Annotated in this window: 18 protein-coding genes; 9 read left to right on the forward strand and 9 right to left on the reverse strand. The window is 39.4% G+C overall.

The features are described 5' to 3' along the window. The first annotated feature begins 366 nt into the window (after positions 1 to 366). Positions 367 to 2,391, forward strand: a complete 2,025-nt coding sequence (locus tag Q4567_RS18010; protein WP_303501391.1) for a methyl-accepting chemotaxis protein — start codon at positions 367 to 369, stop codon at positions 2,389 to 2,391. A gap of 90 nt (positions 2,392 to 2,481) precedes the next feature. Here the strand turns inward: Q4567_RS18010 and lysC are convergent, their stop codons facing one another. From lysC to Q4567_RS18040, 6 genes are all read right to left on the reverse strand, one after another. After that, on the reverse strand, positions 2,482 to 3,834 hold the full coding sequence (gene lysC, locus Q4567_RS18015; protein WP_303501393.1) for a lysine-sensitive aspartokinase 3: 1,353 nt from the start codon (positions 3,832 to 3,834) through the stop codon (positions 2,482 to 2,484). 219 nt (positions 3,835 to 4,053) lie between these two features. Then, positions 4,054 to 4,437, reverse strand: coding sequence for a GFA family protein (locus Q4567_RS18020; RefSeq protein ID WP_303501396.1), 384 nt, complete (start codon positions 4,435 to 4,437; stop codon positions 4,054 to 4,056). A 67-nt stretch (positions 4,438 to 4,504) separates the two neighbouring features. Then, the gene (locus tag Q4567_RS18025; protein ID WP_216047235.1) at positions 4,505 to 4,951 is read right to left on the reverse strand and encodes a DUF192 domain-containing protein; all 447 of its coding nucleotides are present in this window, start codon (positions 4,949 to 4,951) and stop codon (positions 4,505 to 4,507) included. After that, positions 4,936 to 5,157, reverse strand: a complete 222-nt coding sequence (locus tag Q4567_RS18030) for a hypothetical protein (RefSeq protein WP_303501400.1) — start codon at positions 5,155 to 5,157, stop codon at positions 4,936 to 4,938. Before Q4567_RS18030 ends, Q4567_RS18025 begins: the two co-directional genes overlap by 16 nt. 242 nt (positions 5,158 to 5,399) lie before the next feature. After that, positions 5,400 to 8,012, reverse strand: a complete 2,613-nt coding sequence (acnB, locus tag Q4567_RS18035) for a bifunctional aconitate hydratase 2/2-methylisocitrate dehydratase (protein WP_216047237.1) — start codon at positions 8,010 to 8,012, stop codon at positions 5,400 to 5,402. A 167-nt stretch (positions 8,013 to 8,179) separates the two neighbouring features. Then, a complete protein-coding gene (locus Q4567_RS18040) occupies positions 8,180 to 9,292 on the reverse strand; it encodes a PQQ-dependent sugar dehydrogenase (RefSeq protein WP_303501402.1) in 1,113 nt (370 codons plus the stop codon). A gap of 181 nt (positions 9,293 to 9,473) precedes the next feature. Between Q4567_RS18040 and Q4567_RS18045 the strand changes: the two genes are divergently transcribed. Further along, positions 9,474 to 9,923 (forward strand): hypothetical protein, encoded by a 450-nt coding sequence (locus Q4567_RS18045; protein ID WP_216047239.1) that lies wholly within the window; start codon positions 9,474 to 9,476, stop codon positions 9,921 to 9,923. Here Q4567_RS18045 and Q4567_RS18050 read toward each other — a convergent pair. Further along, complete coding sequence (locus Q4567_RS18050; RefSeq protein ID WP_303501406.1) at positions 9,899 to 10,426, reverse strand: gluconokinase; 528 nt, start codon at positions 10,424 to 10,426, stop codon at positions 9,899 to 9,901. The two genes, Q4567_RS18045 and Q4567_RS18050, sit on opposite strands and share 25 nt — an antisense overlap. A 22-nt stretch (positions 10,427 to 10,448) precedes the next feature. Beyond that, positions 10,449 to 11,927, reverse strand: coding sequence for an ammonia-forming cytochrome c nitrite reductase subunit c552 (locus Q4567_RS18055; protein ID WP_303501409.1), 1,479 nt, complete (start codon positions 11,925 to 11,927; stop codon positions 10,449 to 10,451). A gap of 445 nt (positions 11,928 to 12,372) precedes the next feature. Between Q4567_RS18055 and Q4567_RS18060 the strand changes: the two genes are divergently transcribed. The 4 genes from Q4567_RS18060 to Q4567_RS18075 are packed head-to-tail and all read left to right on the forward strand — an operon-like array spanning position 12,373 to position 14,691. Then, positions 12,373 to 13,329, forward strand: coding sequence for a CsgG/HfaB family protein (locus Q4567_RS18060; RefSeq protein WP_216047242.1), 957 nt, complete (start codon positions 12,373 to 12,375; stop codon positions 13,327 to 13,329). A 3-nt stretch (positions 13,330 to 13,332) separates the two neighbouring features. After that, positions 13,333 to 13,647: a hypothetical protein gene (locus tag Q4567_RS18065; RefSeq protein WP_216047243.1), complete on the forward strand. Its 315-nt coding sequence runs from the start codon at positions 13,333 to 13,335 to the stop codon at positions 13,645 to 13,647. After that, entirely contained in the window at positions 13,644 to 14,024 is a 381-nt protein-coding gene (locus tag Q4567_RS18070; RefSeq protein ID WP_303501411.1) for a DUF4810 domain-containing protein, read from the forward strand. The genes Q4567_RS18065 and Q4567_RS18070 overlap by 4 nt, the downstream gene beginning before the upstream one ends. After that, positions 14,008 to 14,691, forward strand: a complete 684-nt coding sequence (locus Q4567_RS18075; RefSeq protein WP_303501414.1) for a GNA1162 family protein — start codon at positions 14,008 to 14,010, stop codon at positions 14,689 to 14,691. Before Q4567_RS18070 ends, Q4567_RS18075 begins: the two co-directional genes overlap by 17 nt. A gap of 107 nt (positions 14,692 to 14,798) precedes the next feature. On the opposite strand, the gene Q4567_RS18080 is transcribed toward Q4567_RS18075, so the two are convergent. Beyond that, positions 14,799 to 15,317 carry a hypothetical protein gene (locus Q4567_RS18080; protein WP_216047245.1) on the reverse strand — a complete coding sequence of 173 codons (519 nt, stop codon included), beginning with the start codon at positions 15,315 to 15,317 and terminating at the stop codon, positions 14,799 to 14,801. 515 nt (positions 15,318 to 15,832) lie between these two features. Between Q4567_RS18080 and Q4567_RS18085 the strand changes: the two genes are divergently transcribed. From Q4567_RS18085 to Q4567_RS18095, 3 genes are all read left to right on the forward strand, one after another. Next, positions 15,833 to 17,929 carry an EAL domain-containing protein gene (locus Q4567_RS18085; RefSeq protein WP_303501416.1) on the forward strand — a complete coding sequence of 699 codons (2,097 nt, stop codon included), beginning with the start codon at positions 15,833 to 15,835 and terminating at the stop codon, positions 17,927 to 17,929. 260 nt (positions 17,930 to 18,189) lie between these two features. Continuing rightward, complete coding sequence (locus Q4567_RS18090) at positions 18,190 to 19,380, forward strand: hypothetical protein (protein ID WP_252728829.1); 1,191 nt, start codon at positions 18,190 to 18,192, stop codon at positions 19,378 to 19,380. Next, the gene (locus tag Q4567_RS18095) at positions 19,381 to 19,827 is read left to right on the forward strand and encodes a hypothetical protein (protein ID WP_216047247.1); all 447 of its coding nucleotides are present in this window, start codon (positions 19,381 to 19,383) and stop codon (positions 19,825 to 19,827) included. Positions 19,828 to 20,570 lie beyond the last annotated feature (743 nt).

Consider the following 20,570-nt stretch of genomic DNA (forward strand, 5'->3'; position numbering starts at 1 on the left):
AAAGAATCATATACAAATGTCGATAATTGAAGACAGCATCAGATTTAGTTAATAACATGGAGTTTGGTTGAGATATCAATATCTTTGCAAAGGCTTTTAAGCCGCCGATGACTGGCGAGAATACCAAACTCAGCAACAAAAAAAGTGTGCAGATTATACTTAATAATCATTTGATGTACGTATCAAATCATTTAGTCATTATGTTTGTGGAAAACCAGTGATAAACTGATTTTACTTGTTAAAAAGTTGTGTAACTAAATTTATGACATTTCTGTCAAAATTTGACACACTTAATGCAGAATTGTTAACAATTTGATCTTCACGAATATTAGAATAAAAAGATCAATAAAACAGAGGAATTACTAAATGAAAATATCAGTCGCAATGAGGGTAATAGGCGGATTTACGCTTATTTCTGTTTTACTACTGGTGATAGGTGTTTCCTCGCTATTTAATTTTAATTCGATTGATTCTGCAACTGATGAAGTAAACACCTTAGCCATCCCCACTTTAAACGCCAGTAATCAACTTAAAATTTCGTTTCTAAATATGGGTAGACTGACGGTTGCTGGTTATTACGAAACCAATTCCGAAGCCTTAAACACACAACTAGAAAATTTGCGTACAAGTGAATCTAACTTCCAAAACGAAGTGACGATGATCAAAGGTAAAGTCAGTAAAGACCCAATTTTTAGTCAAGCATTGCAAAACGTAGAAGGCATTTACCAACAATATACTAGCAATGTCAGTAATATGTTTGAAAGCCGAAAAGCCTATTTAGACGAAGGGGCAAGACTTGGCGATATCGTAGAAAGTGTTGAAGATAATTCAGATGACTCTTCCATGTTATTGCTAGATTTTGCTGATTTAGATAGTGTGCAATCCAACGCTCAATTAAGCGAAGCTGCTGAGATTGGCAGTAAATTAGAAACCTCATTATTATCACTTCTAACGGTGAGTGCAGATTATATCAAAACCGAAAATTTGGTTCGCGCCGACACTATTGGTAATGAAGTAGAGTTAGTCATAGGCCAAATTTCAGACCAGTTAGCAGAAATGCAATCACTAGCAGGAAACCGAGATGACAGCGGCACTATGCAAGAAATCACCAACCTGGTTAATTCTGTTATTAGCTCAGTCACTGCTTCAGACGGTTTACTTAACACCCAAGTAACTCGATTAAACAGTCAGTTAGCGGCATCTGAGGCGTTAGCGTCTTCAGAAGAAAATATTCAACAAGCAATTGCAGAATTAGATGCGCTGCTGAAAGTAGCTGAAGAAAAAACCAACGAGATGAAGGACCAAGTAGCAAATCGTGTGGCCATGGGTACAACTGTGATTATTGTGCTAATAATCGTTTCTGCCGTTTTAGCAGCATGGATAGGATGGGCCAGCGTAAGAGCCATAACAGTGCCACTTAGAAAGGTCAATGAAGTTCTACATGTCGTCTCTTCAGGTGACTTAACCCGCAAGTTAGACGATAGTTCAGATGACGAATTTGGAGAATTGGCCACCAGCGTCAACAACCTAATCGATAGCCTAAAAACGTTAATCACTGGAATAAGTACACGCGCATCTCAATTGGCCGCGGCATCAGAAGAAACGTCGACTGTGACCGCACAAACCACGCACTCGATTCAGAATCAGAAATCTCAAGTTGCTCAAGTGGCCGCAGCAACCACAGAAATGCACAGCACATCTCAAATGGTTACGCAAAGCGCTGAAGATACCTTGAATCAAATTCGCCATGCCGATGTTGAAGCTGAAAAAGTAAAAGGTATTTCGTTAAACAATAAAATGACCATTGAAAAGCTTGCAGTTGATGTCGACGATGCTGCCAATGTAATTAATAAACTTCATCAAGATAGCGCGAGCATAGGTGGTATCTTAGACGTAATTCGCGGTGTAGCTGACCAAACTAACCTACTAGCATTGAACGCGGCGATAGAGGCAGCTAGAGCCGGAGAGCATGGTAGAGGTTTTGCGGTAGTGGCTGACGAAGTTCGTACGTTAGCGAGTCGTACGCAAAAGTCTACGCAAGAAATTAACGACATGATTGAAGTTCTGCAAGCAGGCGCTGAAAAAGCGGTGATGGTAATGAACCAAGGCAAAGAACAAACAACTGTCTGTGTAGAGGAAACAGAAAAAGCGACCCAAGCTCTTGATCTAATTACCGAAGCTGTGCATAGAGCACATGATGTAAGTAGCCAAATTGAGCAATCTGCTAGAGAACAGAACGTGGTATCTCAAGAAATTAGTGAGAAGCTGGAAAATATTGTTGGGATTGCTGAAGAAACCTCGATTGGCGCACAGCAAACCGCAGACTCAAGTGAAGAAGTTGCCCGTTTAGCTGAAGAATTGCAGGCTTCTATTCAACAATTTAGAGTCTAAAATGGCAAACTAAAATCAGACGATACAAAAATAAAAACGCTGCATAAAATGCAGCGTTTTTTTTATTTCAGTTTATTAATTGCTAAACCATCATTCGAATAGTGAACGATGCAATTCCTTGACAATTTCAGTACTGTCATCCTGATGCACTAGGAATGACATATTGTGGGGGTTAGCACCGTAGCAAATCATCCGTAAATTATAATCTCTAACCGAAGAAAATATTTTTGCGGATACGCCAGCGGCACTATGCATATTGTTACCCACCACTGTTACTAAATCATAATCGCTTTCAACCACCACCTCACAGAAGTCACGCAATTCATCAAGTGTTTCGCGATTAAGTCTTTCCGCAACGGAGTTAGTTGGATTATCTAAGGTAAAGGATACTGCTATTTCAGAAGTAGTTACCAAATCGACACTTAAGCTGTGCTTAGCAATAATAGTGAATACCTGCTGCAAGAAACCTTGAGCATGCATCATTTTAGGTGTTTTCACAGTCACCATCACTTGTTGCTTACGACGTGTAATAGCGCGATAAGGCGGCTCATTTACACAATCTCGTACTATCCAAGTTCCGCCTTTCTCTGGTTCTTTGCTCGAGCCTACAAACACCTTAATGTTTTTACGCAGCGCTGGCTCCATGGTAGCAGGATGCAGCACTTTGGCACCGAAGTTGGCCATTTCGGCCGCTTCATCGAAACTCAATTCTGGAAGTGGTCTGGCTGCATCAGTAATTCGCGGATCTGTTGTGAACACACCAACAACATCTGTCCAAATTTCGCAACTAACCGCATCCAAAGCTTCAGCTAATAAAGCCGCAGTGAAATCACTTCCTCCGCGACCTAAAGTGGTAGTTCGGCCTTGCTCATCAGCACCAATAAACCCCTGAGTGACATAAACTTTTTCAGCTAACTCAGACTTCATTACTTGGCTTGCTAAAGCTTTAATTTCATCGATTTGTGGAACAGCTTCACCAAATACGGAATTGGTTCGCAGAACATTGCGGGCATCAAAGTTTTCCGCATTCACGCCCTGCTCTTTTAATACTTCGGTAATCAATAAAGATGACATACGTTCGCCAAATGATAACAAACCATCTTTCAGATCATCGCGATGCAACAACTCTTCGTGAAAAGCTAATGCTTCCATAGCGTCAAATAAAGAGCTTAATTTTTCAGTTACTTCATCTGGTTTAGCAAGCTGAGCAACAATTCCATTTTCAATCGTTTTGATCTGCTCAAGAATTTGCGCTATCTGTGCATGAGTCAATGCTGTATTTGATAAGCTAACTAGATGATTGGTAACACCAGCAGACGCACTAACAACTACCACGCGAGTAGAAGGGTTAGCAGCGATAATCTTTGCGCAGTTTTGCATTGCGGCATAATTTGCCACACTAGTGCCACCAAACTTGGCGATGTTAAGGTCAGGAATTGTCACGCTAGATCCTCTTTGAAAATAATCGCAGTAAATTAACAGATATAAACTTATTTAAAAGTAATAAATAGCAATTTCCTTCGATTAGTTTTGAATTGACTATGCATTTTTCAACTGAATAATTATCTACATTTTCTATATAACAATTCAAAATGGATATTTCTGAATTACCTTTAGATGAAATGATAGAACTGTTTAGTAAAAACCGAATATGCTTGCTGCTTAATTCAATTTACTCTTATGGGCAAGTTTAGCGGCATTATCTTCCCAATTTTGTCCATCGAAAGGAACGATTGTGATTTCAGCAGGTTTAGTGTCTAAGCATCGAACATTCACATCAACGCCATCTGGGTTTGAGCGTGGAATATAAAATGGCTTAGCGCCACAAACTTTGCAGAAGTTGTGCTTTGCAACACCAGTATTGAATCTGTATTCAGTTAGGAACTGTTCACCGCAGATTAAATTGAAGTGCTGCTTAGGAACAATCAGATGCAAAAAACCGAACTTACTGCATACGGAACAATTGCAATCCTCTACTTCGACTTGCTCTTCAGACTCCACTTCAAACTGAACTGCTTTACAGTGACAACTGCCAGTGTATTTCATCAACCATACTCCGGATTAACTTCATTTACGGCACCATTAAATAACAAAGTCACTAGCTTTTGCTTTACTAGGGTGTCTGAATTTGTACAAAGTGCCCTACTTTAACATTGTGTTTTGCAAACCAACCTATATTCATCTCTAACGCGTAAAGCACTTTAGTTGAAGAATTGATTGAGGTTAAATCATGTGGTTGCATACCTCTAATGTCCGTTATCTTGCCTTTTTCATCAATAAAGGCGACATCAAGGGGAATGAAGGTGTTTTTCATCCACATACCCGCGATACGTGGTTGGGAATATTTGAATAACATGCCGCAACTTTCGCACAGTTCTTCTCTATACATTAAACCTGTGGCACGTTGCTCAAAAGACTTGGCGTACTCCACAGTTAATACTGTGTCAGCAACTTGCACTGTTGCTTCTTCAAATTCGACCGCTGTGGCAGCCAATGATAGAACGGAAGCGGAAATAAATAATACTGCCGCATATACATTTTTAATCATAAATTTTTGCATGAACACCCTTCAACGCCATCACTTGTTTGCCAGGTTTCATAATGCCCCTGAACACATTGGTTTTTTACTGTAAAACACTGTTGTTGGTTATAGCCTACTTGAGTATCTGCAGCATTTGCTGCCGCATGCCCCAAAAATTCTTTGGTCGAACTTGCTGTGCACGCGTTTAGGCTTACTAATACTAACATTAACAATATGGTCTTCATTAATAGTCTCTAATTTTTTCGATTAAAATTGTGCTAATTGGAGCTTATCGGCAGTATTTAGTTCCCTTTCCCTAAGCTTGGCAAAATAGATAAAAACACAGATATTAGTGTTCATTTAAACTTCTTCAGTGTCAGCCAATTCAATCAACTAATAAATAGCATGCATAAAAAAACCGAACGAATCAAAGATTACGTTCGGTTTTTGTATTTACATAAACCTTGCTTAGTATTGCATGGCTTATTTACGCAATATTTAGCGCAGGGATGATTTTCTCTTTAGCTGCATCTTCGGCTTTCTTAAACTCTTCGATACGGTCGAAGTTCAAGTAGCGGAACACGTCTCCTGACATAGATTCAATCTTGTTCGCGTATTCCATGTACTCAGCAGTTGTAGGAATACGGCCAACAATGGCACCTACAGCAGCAAGCTCAGCAGAACACAAATATACATCAGCGCCATCACCTAAACGGTTAGGGAAGTTACGAGTCGATGTAGATAGTACTGTTGAATTAGCAAGTACACGCGCTTGGTTACCCATACACAAAGAACAACCAGGCATTTCAGTACGTACGCCCACTCGACCATATATATTGTAGTAACCTTCATCCATCAATACTGCTTTGTCCATCTTCGTTGGTGGAGATATCCACAAACGTGTAGGCAAGGTTTTATTGAATTGCTCAAGTAACTTACCTGCAGCGCGGAAGTGACCGATGTTGGTCATACAAGAACCGATGAATACTTCATCAATTTTTGCGCCAGCAACGTCAGATAAGGTTTTAGCATCATCAGGATCGTTCGGGCAGCATAGGATTGGCTCATTGATCTCATCAAGATCAATTTCAATGGTTTCAACATACTCAGCGTCTTTGTCAGCTTCCATAAGTTCTGGATTAGCTAGCCACTCTTCCATCTTACGTGCGCGACGCTCAAGAGTACGAGGGTCACCATAACCTTCATTGATCATCCAACGTAGCATAGTGATGTTAGACGTTAGGTATTCAGCGATAGATTCTTTAGACAGCTTGATAGTACAGCCTGCAGCAGAACGCTCCGCAGACGCATCTGACAATTCGAACGCTTGCTCAACTGTTAGTCCATCAAGACCTTCAATTTCAAGAATACGACCAGAGAATGCGTTTACCTTGCCTTTCTTAGCAACGGTCAATAGACCTTGCTTGATACCGTATAAAGGAATTGCATGAACCAAATCACGTAACGTGATACCTGGCTTCATTTTACCTTTAAAACGAACCAAAACAGACTCTGGCATATCAAGCGGCATTACACCTGTAGCAGCTGCGAAAGCAACCAAACCAGAACCGGCTGGGAATGAAATACCCATTGGGAAACGTGTATGAGAATCACCACCAGTACCTACAGTATCTGGCAATAACATGCGGTTTAACCAAGAGTGAATGATACCGTCACCTGGACGCAGTGATACGCCGCCACGATTCATAATGAAGTCTGGCAGAGTGTGCTGAGTGTCGATATCTACTGGCTTAGGATAAGCCGCAGTGTGACAGAAAGACTGCATAGTTAAATCTGCAGAAAAACCTAAACAAGCCAGATCTTTAAGTTCATCACGGGTCATAGGACCTGTGGTGTCTTGAGATCCCACTGTTGTCATTTTAGGTTCGCAATATGTGCCTGGACGTATACCTTCTACGCCACATGCTTTACCAACCATTTTTTGTGCAAGTGTATAACCTTTACCGGTATCAGTTGGTTGAACAGGCTTGCGGAACAAGTCTGAAGTACCAAGTCCAAGGGATTCACGAGCTTTATCCGTTAAACCACGACCGATTATCAAGTTAATACGACCGCCAGCACGAACTTCATCTAACAAGACGTCAGATTTATATTCGTACTTGGCAAGTTCTTCACCGGTTTCAGCGTTAGTGATACGACCTTCTAGTGGGTAGATATCAATAACATCGCCCATGTTCATTTTGTCAACGTCAGCTTCAAACACTAGCGCGCCAGCATCTTCCATTGTGTTGAAGAAAATAGGTGCAACTTTACCACCGATACAAACACCGCCACCACGTTTATTTGGTACGCCAGGTAAATCTTCACCGAAGAACCAAAGAACCGAGTTGGTTGCTGATTTACGAGAAGAACCCGTACCTACAACGTCACCGACGAAAGCAACAGGGTGACCTTTTGCTTTAACTTCTTCAATTTGTTTAAGTGGACCGATTTCGCCATGCACTTCAGGCGTTAAACCATCGCGAGTCATCTTATATGCAGCGCGTGCGTGCAAAGGAATATCAGGACGAGACCATGCATCTGGTGCTGGTGACAAGTCATCGGTATTGGTTTCACCGGTAACTTTAAATACTGAGTAAGTGATCTTTTCAGGTAAGTCTGGACGAGATGTGAACCACTCTGCATCAGCCCAAGATTGAATCACGTCTTTGGCATATTTGTTTCCAGCTTTTGATTTTTCTTCAACATCGTGAAATGCATCAAACATCAACAAAGTGTGTTTCAACTCTTCAGCCGCCAACTCTGCTAAATCTTCGTTATCCAAAGCTTCAACCAAAGTTACGATGTTATAACCACCGTGCATGTTGCCCAACAATTGAATTGCAGCATCTTTTGATATCAACGGAGAAGTCGCTTCATCATTGATTATAGCGGCTAAGAAACCAGCTTTCACATAAGCGGCTTCATCAACACCAGGAGGAACTCGTTCAGATAATAACTCTAACAAGAACTCTTCTTCGCCAGCAGGAGGATTTTTCAATAATTCAACTAAACCAGCAACTTGCTCTGCATTTAATGGTTTAGGGGGGATACCCTCAGCGGCACGCTCTTCTACGTGTTTACGATAAGCTTCTAACACTTTATGGTCCTTTTAAATTATGAATATAGAGAAATATTGGCGACAGTATAAAGGTAAACCGTGAAAAATTGAATCATTCACAATGATTATTTAATGATAGTCAGCATACACAGAATCTATATACATTTATCATAATTAATTATTTCCGAACTACCTCAAATCAGCCTTTAGCGATTTGCAGTCACCCGTAATATTTTACCTTTTTGGCTGTCTACCAGTATATACAAAGAGCCGTCTGGATGCACTTTAACATCTCTGAATCGGTAACCTAGCTCAGAGAGTAGAGATTGCTGCCCAACCACTTTGTTCTGTTGCATTTGAATCCAAAGAATTTCTTTCGACTTCAAACTACTAACCAAAAAATCGCCGCGCATTTGTGGAAACATCATGCCATCGTAGACAGTTATGCTCGATGGCGCGATAGAAGGAGTCCAATCCACTAATGGTTGTCGCATTCCTTGATATTTTTTAAATGGCGTAATTAACGCACCTGAATAATCTTTACCGTTGGTAATAATCGGCCAGCCATAGTTTTCACCTTTTCTAATGATATTTATTTCATCGCCGCCTGCAGGACCATGTTCATTTGAAAAAACGAGATTTCGAATGGGATCATAGACTAAACCTTGTGGGTTGCGATGCCCTAACGAATATACAGAGTGGGCAAGATTCTTTTCAGTTTCGCCGATATATGGATTGTCATCTGGTATCTGACCATCATCCAAAATTCGTAGAATTTTTCCCATCTGATTATTCACACGTTGTGCATTTTCGCGAAAGTCAAAGCCATCGCCAGAAGAAATCAACAACGAATTGTCGTCTAAGAAAGCCAATCGGCCACCGTAATGTACAGGGGTATTTCGATAAGGTTTTACAGTGAAAATAACTTGGCTATCAACTAATTGATTATTTTTAAGTTTGGCGCGCATTACTTTGAGGGTGTTGCGTTCATCACTGCCTGCTGAATAAGACAGATAGATCCAACCATTTTGAGCATAGTCAGGATGAAGCACCACATCTAACAGGCCACCTTGACCATTCACATAGATGTCTTTCGGTAAACCCTCGATAGGTTTACTGAGAGTAAAGTTGACTACTTGTCGCAAACTTCCGGTTCTTTGAGTAACCAGAAATTGGCTTTCAGAAATAAATGCAAGCGACCAAGGATAATCCAAATCAGTGACAACTTCCTCTACCGAAAATAAATCCGACTTTGCATTCACCGGAATGCTAATGAATAAGAAATAAAATAACAACAGCGTTAAATATTTAATCTTCACAAACAATTCCTTGGGGTTAAAAACAATTAATTGATTAGGCTCTTAAAGCATAAATATACCCATATTGAGAAAAAATGCGAATTAAGCTGACGATATCCGTTTACTACTGCTATTCAAAAGATTGTTATTTTTCTAACTAAAATGGCAGACTAGTTAATGTTGACTACGTCAAGGTTATCCTATGAAAGCAACCATTAAACTAATTTTCGATTTTATTGCAGCAACACTGAGCTGTTTTGTTTTAGCTAGCCTTTTACATACTCAATTCGTTCTGCACGAATTAATTAAGCTTGATGTGATTATCAGTTGGCAAACAAGATTATCCGCCTCAGGCAAAGATTTACTCGGCCTACTGCCCACCTACGGCGCGATTATTTTAGTTGGATTATTTATCGCCTTTGTGTGTGTCTTTTTGATAAACAAGGTTTGGCCAAAACCAATATTATGGCTTTATCCCATTGCTGGCGCAGTTGCTCTGTTTACCATGCTAACAGCCATGCAACCTATTATGGACATTACCCTTATCGCGGGTGCGAGAACGCCACTAGGTATTTTTGCTCAGTGCTTGGCTGGTTTGTTTGGGGGCTGGGTATTTATGTATCAACGTCAACGAAGACCGAGTAAATTATAAATTTCTAATATAATTTTCTGCGGTGATTGAGTGGAATCAATTTCAACCACATCTGATTCCGCAGAGGTGTCTTCAAGTGCAGCAAATTGACTGGCAATCAAACTGCTTGGCATAAAATGGTTTTGTCTGTGTTCAAGCCTAGATGCTAATTCTTTGGGCTGTGCAATAAGATGGATGAATAAACAGGGTAATTCTAAATAGCGAAAACGCGCTCGATGTTGTCTCCTCAAGCCAGAATAAGCCATCACTTTACTAGACTGTTTGTTTTTACTTAAATGCTCGACTAGCCCTTGAATCCAAGGTTCACGCATTTCATCAGTGAGCGGGATACCTTTAGCCATTTGAGTTTTTGCCTCAAGACTATGAAAATCATCAGCTTCGACCAGCTCTATGGATAACAGCTGTGAGAGCAAATTGGCAATAGTCGATTTCCCACAGCCGCTTACTCCCATAATGATTAATACATAGGGTTTGGACAAATCTAATAAAACAGAATCAGTCACTAAACTTTTCCTCTAACTGCCATTAGTGGGTGAAATCTGAATGGGCATTTCGGTTTAAATGCAAGTCGGTTTCAACCAAGTGGCCGTCCATTCCCCATTCTCGCATTTTGTCTACTGCCCACTGCGGCGATTGCTTAGTATGGCATTCGTTACATGCATTGGGTGAATTTTCCAGCCCCATTTTAACCGACAACAGTGGATTGGGTATTGTCCCCACATTGTGACTACGAACGAAGTAGTCTATGCCAGATACTTGGTTCAACATGTTCTTTGGCATGTGACAGTCATAACAATAAGAACCTTTAGTGTCTGGTGCATGTCTGGTATGGGCCGTCAAATTTTGTTGTATAGGTTGGTGACATTCTAAGCAAAACTGATTACTCACTTCAGTTGGTTCTAAAATACCAAATTGAGCAGGTTGTTTGTTATTGTGCGGATCATGACAGTCGTAACAACGCATATCAGTTTGTTCATAATGTGCAGAATCAGCAAAGGTTCGAAATAAAGTGCCAAGCCCTTTGGGCCGTCCATCAGGCCAAACTTGCAGCGTGGGAAATGTGCGACCAGGAACACTTTCTGCCTCAGTAAAATACTCAGACAAGTCATTCAAATTGCCCGCATGATCATAACCTGGAGAGTAGGTCCGATAAGCGTCCATACGTTTACGTAAAATATCTGAACCGTGACAACGGGCACAAACACTCAACGCAACCCCTTGAGAATGGTCAGCTGCATTCATGATGTACGGAACTGGTTCATCGAACAATTTAAGGTTAACCAAAGACATCATGCGGTTAACAGGTTTGTCTTGCATATAATCAACATGTTCACTGCCAGGGCCATGACATACTTCGCAGCCAACGCCATCTTCAGTCCATTTTACATTAGCCACTGTATGAGCGCGGTCTTTGCTTATTTGTTGTAAATTAGTGGTGTGACAGCGAGCGCAATATAAATTCCATGCCGAGTTTAATGGCTTCATCTGTTCCCATAAATCGTCAACAGTTTCCGGGCTTTGCTCTTGCTCATTCCAATAAGCAAAAAACTCTCCTCTGGCCACCGACCATTGCACAGGTAATCGCCGCAATACCCCGCCTTCTTCTTGGGTAAGATAAGTTTGTCGATATTGGTAACCGATAACCTTATCGATTTTAAAAGGCGTGTACTGCTCAGAATTAATATCCTTGAGGGCTAAATAAAATTCATCACCTTCACGGAAGGACTTTACAGCTGGGCTGGTTTTATTGGGGTCAGTATTTAAGAAGAATGACCCGTTATTGAAATTACCAACCACAGTATTTTCGCTGGGTGCGTGAGTAATATTGTGATGAGGGGATTTTAACCAAGCGTCGTAATTAATAATATGACAGTCACCACACACTTCGCTTCCCACATATTCAGCGTGAAAAACCTGGTCATAGTTATCCTGACTAAACCAAACCATCGCAACCGCGGCAACAATTAATCCAATAAAGATATAAACAAATGATTTAAGTCCCATAATTCCTAATTACTTATCCAAATCGTTAAAAATTAAAACTGCTGTGTCAGTTTAGTTATTAATGTAAATGCCAGATTATTGTATTCATTCGGCGTGTTAGCGTAGCGCGACTTATCTGATATTTCGTTTTTATATTTACATAAATGCAATCAAAAGCCCTGACAAAAACGTTTTAAAACGCGCAACTTGGTTAAATATCGTCAACCTTGATTTTAAGTATTTTCGCCTTTTTTGAAAATAAGTTACATCCGCCAAAAATTTTTTGCGCAATACACCATTGGCTTACACGTCTACTTCAACCGTTTGAAACATACCCTCAATATTGCATTAGGTCATCTTTTTAATCACTGCAAACCTTATCATTTTTATTTTTTACTAAAATCAGCTTTTAGATTGTGATATTTTAAGCTGTTTTTTATTAATAATTAATGAGTTAGAGGAAGTTATGAAAAGGATAGTATTTGTTTCTGCTGTTATATCCATTGGGTTGGCACTAAATGGCTGTACAAGCTCAACACGAGGGACGGTAAACAAAATCGAAGCCTCCTCCCCGGTTATTAGCCAATCGATTGTAGAGCCTGATAGCAAAGGACTAAAAAGAGTAGTGGCAATATCTCGATTTTCAGATGAAACCAAACGTACTAATAGTTTTTTGATTGATAATTCCGGCGACCGTTTAGGTAAACAAGCTGCAGATATTTTGTCTAGCCGTTTAACAGAAACGCAAAAATTCATAATGTTAGAACGCCAAGAATTAGATGAATTAGAAGAAGAAAGCCAAATAAATCAGACCCAACTCGAAAAAGTGGGTGCTGATTATCTAATTGTCGGATCGGTTTCCGAATTCGGTCGTGCAACAAACAGTGAAGTTGGTGTTTTCAGCCGCAACAAAATACAGATTGCAAACGCGACCGTTAATGTCCGACTTATCAATACTAAAACCGGACAAATTGTTTATTCAGAGGAAGCTTCTGGCGAGGCGAGAACAGAGGCTAACCGAGTTTTTGGCGTTGGCGAAACAGCCGGATACGACACAAGTTTAGATGATAGAGCCATATCTGCTGCCATTTCCAAGCTGGTTAGTAATATTGTTGAGAATCTAATGGATGCCCCATGGCAGGCGTATATAGTCGCACAGCAAGATGGTATGTACTTAATGACGGGTGGCGAAGACCAAGGAATTCAAACTGGTGATAAATTTGTTGTAAAAACCAAGGGGAAGCAAGTGAAAAATCCCCAGAGTGGAATGATGATTGAGCTACCAGGAAAACAAGTTGCCACTATCAAAGTTATTGATTTCATTGGAACTGGACAAAACGCACTCTCACTTACCGAGGTAGTATCAGGAAGCATAGATGCATCAACTTTGGATCAAATTGTTGTTTTAGAAGGTGAGGAGTAAGAAATGAAATTATTAGTAGCATTCATATTTGCAGTTTTTTTAGCGGGTTGTAGCAGCAGCTTTAGCGAAGTAAAACAATTAGACGACAAAGCTTATCTGCAACTGACTGGTAATATTGCTTCGGGGTCACTGTCGATTGATGGAAAACAGATTAGTCTGCAACAAGCAGATAAATTTAAAATTGATGGAAATTTAGTGACCAAGTTTGAAATAAGCTCAGGTACGCATCTAATCGAAATAGTTAGAAATGATAAAACGGTAGTAAAACGTAAAATTTACGTCACCAATGGAAATGTATTCGAGGTAAATGTTCCGTGAGAAAAATAATTAGAAACACTTGCGTGGGAGTTTTAGTCGTATTTTTAGGTGCTTGTGCGGCACCTAAAACAATTTATTACTGGGGAGACTATTCTGAAACTGCGTACGACTATAAACATGAACCCTCTACTGATAGTTTAAGTCAACATAAAGCAGCTCTGTTAGATATCATCGAAAATGCGGCTCGTAAGAATAAAAAAATACCTCCTGGTATCTACGCTGAGTTGGCAAAATTAGAATTAGACGCTAACAATCTCAACGGCGCGAAACAGTTTTTAAAACAGGAAGAAGCGTTGTTTCCAGAATCGGCGATAATGGTGAGAACAATGTTAACCATGATTGAAAAGATGGAGGTCAATAATGCGTCAACTAACTAGACTTTTTTCATTATTCATTATCGCCCATTTAGTTGGTTGTGCGACACCTACCATTTTAACGAAAAGCGAAGCTTATCCAAAGATGTACCAACAGGATACAAATTCAATCCTTGTAGTACCAGCAATCAATCGTTCAACGGCAGCAGACGCTCCAGAACTCTATTCGACCACTATCGCTCAGCCACTAGCTGAGGCGGGATACTATGTTATGCCTATCCCCATGATCGAAATGATGTTGGCTGTAGAAGGCGTCGTTGATGGCGAGCAATTGAAAGGCGTTGAACCTGCAAAGTTTAAAACTATGTTCGGGGCTGATGCGGTACTTTTTGTTACTATCAATCAATGGGACACGAACTATTATGTGACGGGTGGAAACGTTACAGTTGGAGCCGATTTCGAGCTTATATCAACCTCAACCAACGAATCTTTGTGGAACTACAAAAACGTTGTGGTGATCAATACCTCGGGAAATAGTGGAAATTTGTTGGCTGATATTATTAGCACAGCAATAAGCACAGCCATAACTGATTATGTGCCCATCGCAAGACAGGTAAACTACTCAGTTGTAACGACCCTACCGGTCGGTAAATATCACTCTAGGCATAGTTTAGATGGGCAAGATAAAGTGGTTAACGAAACTTTAGCTAGTAAAAACACTGTAAATTAATTGAAAGACTATTAAAATTAAGGCCTGAAAATCATTATAATTTCAGGCCTTTTTTAAACATCATTCAACGTATTAGTTACAAGCGACTTTGCCGCAACTCAGTACATTTACGAACCAAACATAACAACTAAAATCGCAAACACTGCACCTGCAGCCGCTATTTTAACGCCGCTTTTAAACATCGGTAACTTAGGCATAAACATCAGAAACGCCGAAACTACAAAGAATAACAACCCTATGCCAAAACTAATGTTGAGAAAGAAAAGCGGGCTACCCGTTGTGGCTTTATGCAATTTAACTAATTTAGCTAACGGCGCTGGGTAGTCTTTTTTATTAATAACAACCTCTCCGGTTAGTTTGTTATATTGCCCTTGGTTAAACACAACCATATCGTCAACTTCGCTTTCAACAGCAAAGCCTTTGAGAGCAATTTGTTTACCCAAAGATTTGCCATTTAATCCCTTATCTAACTGGCGTTCTTCAACTTGTGGGTATTTTAGAAAATCGGTTTTACGAAAAATCAATAAAGTCCCGCTGACTGCATAGATCCCCATGATCCCCGCCAAAAAAAAGCCTAACCATCTGTGATACTTACGTACGGCATTATGAAATTTAGGAGAAGCCATTTAATCCTCTATAATTAAAACTGAATTAGTGAAAGCCATAAGCTTTAATTGATTATTTTAAACTTATTTATTTGGCAGGTAATTTTTGCTGAAATATAGCATTTTAGTACTGAGGTTTCACCTCTATTAAGCGTGCTAGATATTAAAATAAATAATAAATACAGCCATTTAAGCTCAAATAAATTAGTGCAGTAAGCTATTTTCACAAGTAATTTGCTAAATTGATGTTTATCTAATGAAGTAATTTAGCGCATTCAATTGGCTTAAACCGTTAGATTTCGAAGTGTGAATACGCATTGGAACATCATGCAACGTTAGCAGTGGTATATACTAAGTATTTGTTTTAAAATACAAAGGCTTTTCCACTTAATTTAGCAAAATTTGTTTCAAATTTAAGTCTGAATTTTTAGCATTTAGAGTACTTGGTAGTATGCCATCTAGTCTGAACTCAGACATAACTTAAGCAATTATTCAATTAGCTTGTTTAAACTTTGAAAAGGCAGGGAATCAGCTAGATGTTTCATAGTATTAGATACAAGTTTGTTATCATCATTATCATATCTATTTTGATTAGCTCGGGCTCAGTTTTCTTTTTAGCCATAAACGAACATGAAAACCTATACCGGAAATCCGTAGAACAAAATTTAGATGCAATGGCATCAAATATTGCCGACAACCTATTATCGACCCTTTCCGAGGAGCCGGATCCCTTCTCGATAATAACAGAACTAATTGGGCTAGACCGCTACGAACATATTAAGTTTGTGAATGTATTCGATGCTGATTGGAATTTAATCCATTATTATGTACACCCAAACTACCTCAATTTAGAAAACTTCTCTCCTGAATTAACCTCAATTTCACCACAAGACTTACCCCCTGATGTAACCATAACCGATGAAGGTTTAGCTGTTTCAAAAACCATAGGTGAAGAAAAGTTTCCAGTTGGCCATTTATTAGTCGTTCAAGACTACCAACGACCATTGAATGAGAGTAAGAATAGTCTATTTTTCAGCGCTATACCGCTAGTGATGTTAGTTGTTGTCTTAGCAATGATGATTTCTTTTTGGATATATCAGCGTTTATTTGAACCTCTTTTGAGTCTCACTAAGTTTACTAAACAAGTTGAGACAACCACCGACTATGATTTGAAATACCGAGTTTCAGGTAATGACGAGGTATCGGAATTAGGTCGTAATATCAATAAACTATTGGGCACGATAAATGCGGAAATTAAGACCAATCAATTAAACACGGAAAAATTGATTGAGCAACAGAATTCAATGCAACACTTGGCTAACTACGATACCTTGACGGGGTTACCAAATCGTATGTTTTTTATGGAACTGCTTAGATTAGAGTTAGCCAGAAGCCAGCGAGAAAACGAAGATTTAGCGATTATGTTTTTCGATGTAGATGGGTTTAAAGGGGTTAATGACACCTTGGGACACGAGACCGGCGATTTACTGCTCAAAGCTGTTGCCAGCAAAGTTAAAAGCTTTCTGCGTCCAGGCGACATCCTAGCGCGATTGGGTGGAGACGAGTTTTTAATCATGATCCCAAATCTTAGCAGTTCACTACTAGCCGTTAATATAGCGAATCGAATAATTGAGGGTTTGTTGACCCCATTTGAGATTAACAGTTGGGATATTCAAACCGGTGTAAGTATTGGTATTGCGAAAGCAACCGATGCTGAATTTGATATCAACACATTCATCAGTAATGCAGATATTGCAATGTATGCATCGAAAGAAAAAGGCAAAGGTTCTTACACGGTTTTCCATAAAAAAATGCTAGAAGAAAATCGCAGAAAAGTGCAAATAGCCAACCTAATCACCAATGCAATAGCCAAAAACGAATTCGAAATTCACTACCAACTTAAAATATCATCGAAAGGCTTTGTAACTGGTTTAGAAGCTCTTTTACGTTGGAATAACGATGAGTTAGGAAGTATATCTCCAGGTGAATTCATTCCTATCGCTGAACAAAGCGGCAAAGTTAAATCCATTACGCGGTGGTTGGTCGAACGAGTTTTCAAAGACATGAATGTTCTAGAAAAAATGGTTGAACAAAACCTCGTTGTTTCTTTGAATATTTCTAGTCATGATTTACAAGATCGCAGTTTCATACATTTTATTAAGAAGAATCTGAATCTCTATCAGGTTAATATTCAAAATATTCAATTTGAAATGACTGAATCTAGTTATCTAGAAAATTTCGACAGTGCTAATGATTTTTTCAATAACATACGACAAATGGGCGGCTCTATTGCTCTAGATGATTTTGGTACAGGGTATTCGTCCCTTAGTTACCTAACTAAAATTCAAATAGACACCCTCAAAATTGATCGAATGTTTGTAATGCAGCACGATAGCTCTGGAAAGGACACAGTCGTTTTGCAAACCATTTTGGATTTAGGCCATAGATTAGGACTGCAGATATGCAGTGAAGGAGTGGAAACTGCAGAACAAGCTAATTATTTGATTTCCAATGGAAGTGATGAAATGCAGGGATATTATTTTGCTAAACCGCTACCTTTAGCTAAACTACCTGAAGCGATTGAAAAAGCGCAAAAGCTATATCAAGAATTATATTGTGGTCACCGCCAATAGTTAGGCGACAATATCTGTATAGAATTAGATTTCCGACTAGAATCTAATTTTATACATGAGATTTTAAATAAATGTGTAAATTACTTGATCTTAATCAACTTAAATTAACTGAGTTAAGTAGTTCTTTATAAATTATGGATAATACTCCCGTATAGAAAAAGCTACTGATAAAAAGGCGCATTTCAACTACCATCAAACTGCATTTACAACATCATCAACTTAACAGCGGTAACATTGAAAAAAGATACTAGGGATAGAACTTGTTAATACGACATACTTTTTTAAAATTTTTAATAATTTCAACTGCATTGTGCCACTTATCGCTATCCGCCAAAGATCTAGAGTTCTCCGGCTATGCAAGAGTAATTGGCGGTTATTTGGATGAAGATAACGTCGACTATAAAGGCTATGACGACAGTCTTAGTTTTGAGCCATCTAGTTTAATAGCATTGCAAGCCGAATATAAATTTAGTGAAAAATGGTCAGGGACTACACAACTCATCGCTAGAGCGGATCGGTCGAAAGATTCTGGTATTGAATGGCTATACCTAACCTATCAAGCAACAGACAATTTACAAATTAAATTCGGCAAGTTACGTGCCCCATTCTTTTCAATGAGTGACTACACAGATGTCGGTTTTGCCTATCCATGGATAAACCTACCACAGCAAGTTTACGATAATTTTCTATTTCGAACTTTTGAAGGCGCTGACTTAATCTATAAATTCACCAATAGCAACTTTGAAGCGAGTATAGAAGCTTATATAGGTCAAGAAGATGGTGACGTAAATTTTAGTAATACGCCCACAGGTTTTACGGCTCGTAATCTGCGAGGTTTAATCGGAAAAATTAATAAAAACAATTTCGAATTAAGATTGGCACACTATGAAGGTAATTTAAGTCTAAATATTACTGAAATTCATCAATTTCAACGTTATTTATCCAATCTTAACTTTGGCCGAAGTGCTGATTCATTGAGCACAAAAGGCGTAGCTAAAGTAGAACAGATAGGAATTGTCTACGACAATTTAGACTATTTCTTTAGATCTGAGTGGGTAAATATTGAGACAGATCTTGATTTCATACCAGAGATCCAGAGCTATTATGTGACAGCAGGTTTTAATTACGCTCCTTTTACCTTTCATATTACTTTTGCAGATAGCGACGGAGACAGTAAAACACCAGTCCAAGAAATACCCGTGGGCTTCGATCCTAACCTAGATCAATTAGCTCAAGCTTACAATAGTATATTTTTAGATGCAGCTGCTACAGATATGCAAAGCTGGACTTTGGGAGCACGCTGGGACGTATTATCTAATCTCGCTCTTAAAGTTGAATACTCAGCAATAGAGGAAGATAACGGATCCAATTCATTTTTCGATTTTGATGAAAATACTACTTTCGACGGAAAATCGAATTTGTACCTTGTTGGTCTAGAGTGGGTGTTTTAAATGAATAATTTAATTACATCACAAATCATTAGAATATTATGGCTTACATTTTTAATCTTTGCTTTTATGGTGCCTGACTCCTACGCAGAAGATAAAGATTCTGACTTTATTGTCGTCCTAAATCCGTTAGATGAACAACAAATTTTGAGTAAACAACAAATTAGACACATATTTATGGGAGGTGCACTAAGTCATAAATATAAAGCTGTTAACCTGCCGTCAGGCAATCAATTAAGAGTTGAATTCAACACGAAAATTGTAGGCCTAACCGAATCCAGAATCCAAGCTTATTGGGCGCAGATGAAATTTACAGGAAGAAGCAAGCCGCCAATAGAATTAAATTCAACACAAGAAACCCTGCAGTTTTTAGCTGAAACAGAAGGGGCTATTGCGTATCTGCCTTCTGACTTAGAGATACCAAATAACCTTAGTATTATATACCCTTAAACTGCACAACCTTAGTTAGCAGTTTAAGGGAAGTTAAACAATTCCACGCTATATAGTTTAAAACAAACTTACCTCGACACAGATTAAGATGATTAAACCAAATCGCTGAATTTGCTTAGAGAATCATTGTCGAGCTTAAAACCCTAAATAGACCTTCCCCACTAACCTCGTTACCTTTCTAATAATCTAGTTATTCCACAGGCTAAAACCCGCGCTATATGTTTGTGCGTCTCTTTGATCTTTCATGGGGTGAAAACGGGTCTCTGTTGGAGCACAGCTCCCCCCGAGTGCACGACCGACATGGATGTCGGGCTGGAGGTAGCCACATGGAGGTGTGACACCTAGCAGTTTATTACAGGGACAGGCATTGCATAACACACCCATGGGTTAGGTTTCTCTGCGGGATAGTTCTTGCGCGGCAGCGCTTAGAAGGAATGCTACCTATCTCGATGCTCATAAAGGTGCTTCGTTAGGTAATTCACAACCCACGGGCTGAAGCCCGTGCTACAGGTTTGCGCGTTTCTTTGTTCTCACATGGGGGTAAGCGAGGATGTTTTAGGAACGCAGTTCCGCCCGAGTGCACGACCGACATGGATGTCGGGCTGGCCAGCTCCACATGGAGGTGTGACACCTAGATGCCTATTACATGAACAGCTATTGCATGACCTCGCTGGGTATGGTTTCTCTGCGGGATAGTTCTTGCGCGGCAGCGCTTAGAGTAAGGGCTATCCAACTGTGATTGA

Source organism: Aliiglaciecola sp. 2_MG-2023, assembly GCF_030548145.1.
GTDB classification, from domain to species: Bacteria; Pseudomonadota; Gammaproteobacteria; order Enterobacterales; family Alteromonadaceae; genus Aliiglaciecola; species Aliiglaciecola lipolytica_A.

Coding starts and splice junctions, on each gene's coding strand:
- Q4567_RS18080 (WP_216047245.1), bottom strand. CDS start 15,317: ATGGCTTCTCCTAAATTTCATAATGCCGTACGTAAGTATCACAGATGG.
- Q4567_RS18085 (WP_303501416.1), top strand. CDS start 15,833: ATGTTTCATAGTATTAGATACAAGTTTGTTATCATCATTATCATATCT.
- Q4567_RS18095 (WP_216047247.1), top strand. CDS start 19,381: ATGAATAATTTAATTACATCACAAATCATTAGAATATTATGGCTTACA.
- Q4567_RS18075 (WP_303501414.1), top strand. CDS start 14,008: ATGCGTCAACTAACTAGACTTTTTTCATTATTCATTATCGCCCATTTA.
- Q4567_RS18030 (WP_303501400.1), bottom strand. CDS start 5,157: ATGAAGACCATATTGTTAATGTTAGTATTAGTAAGCCTAAACGCGTGC.
- Q4567_RS18045 (WP_216047239.1), top strand. CDS start 9,474: ATGAAAGCAACCATTAAACTAATTTTCGATTTTATTGCAGCAACACTG.
- Q4567_RS18025 (WP_216047235.1), bottom strand. CDS start 4,951: ATGCAAAAATTTATGATTAAAAATGTATATGCGGCAGTATTATTTATT.
- Q4567_RS18065 (WP_216047243.1), top strand. CDS start 13,333: ATGAAATTATTAGTAGCATTCATATTTGCAGTTTTTTTAGCGGGTTGT.
- Q4567_RS18020 (WP_303501396.1), bottom strand. CDS start 4,437: ATGAAATACACTGGCAGTTGTCACTGTAAAGCAGTTCAGTTTGAAGTG.
- Q4567_RS18010 (WP_303501391.1), top strand. CDS start 367: ATGAAAATATCAGTCGCAATGAGGGTAATAGGCGGATTTACGCTTATT.
- Q4567_RS18055 (WP_303501409.1), bottom strand. CDS start 11,927: ATGGGACTTAAATCATTTGTTTATATCTTTATTGGATTAATTGTTGCC.
- Q4567_RS18060 (WP_216047242.1), top strand. CDS start 12,373: ATGAAAAGGATAGTATTTGTTTCTGCTGTTATATCCATTGGGTTGGCA.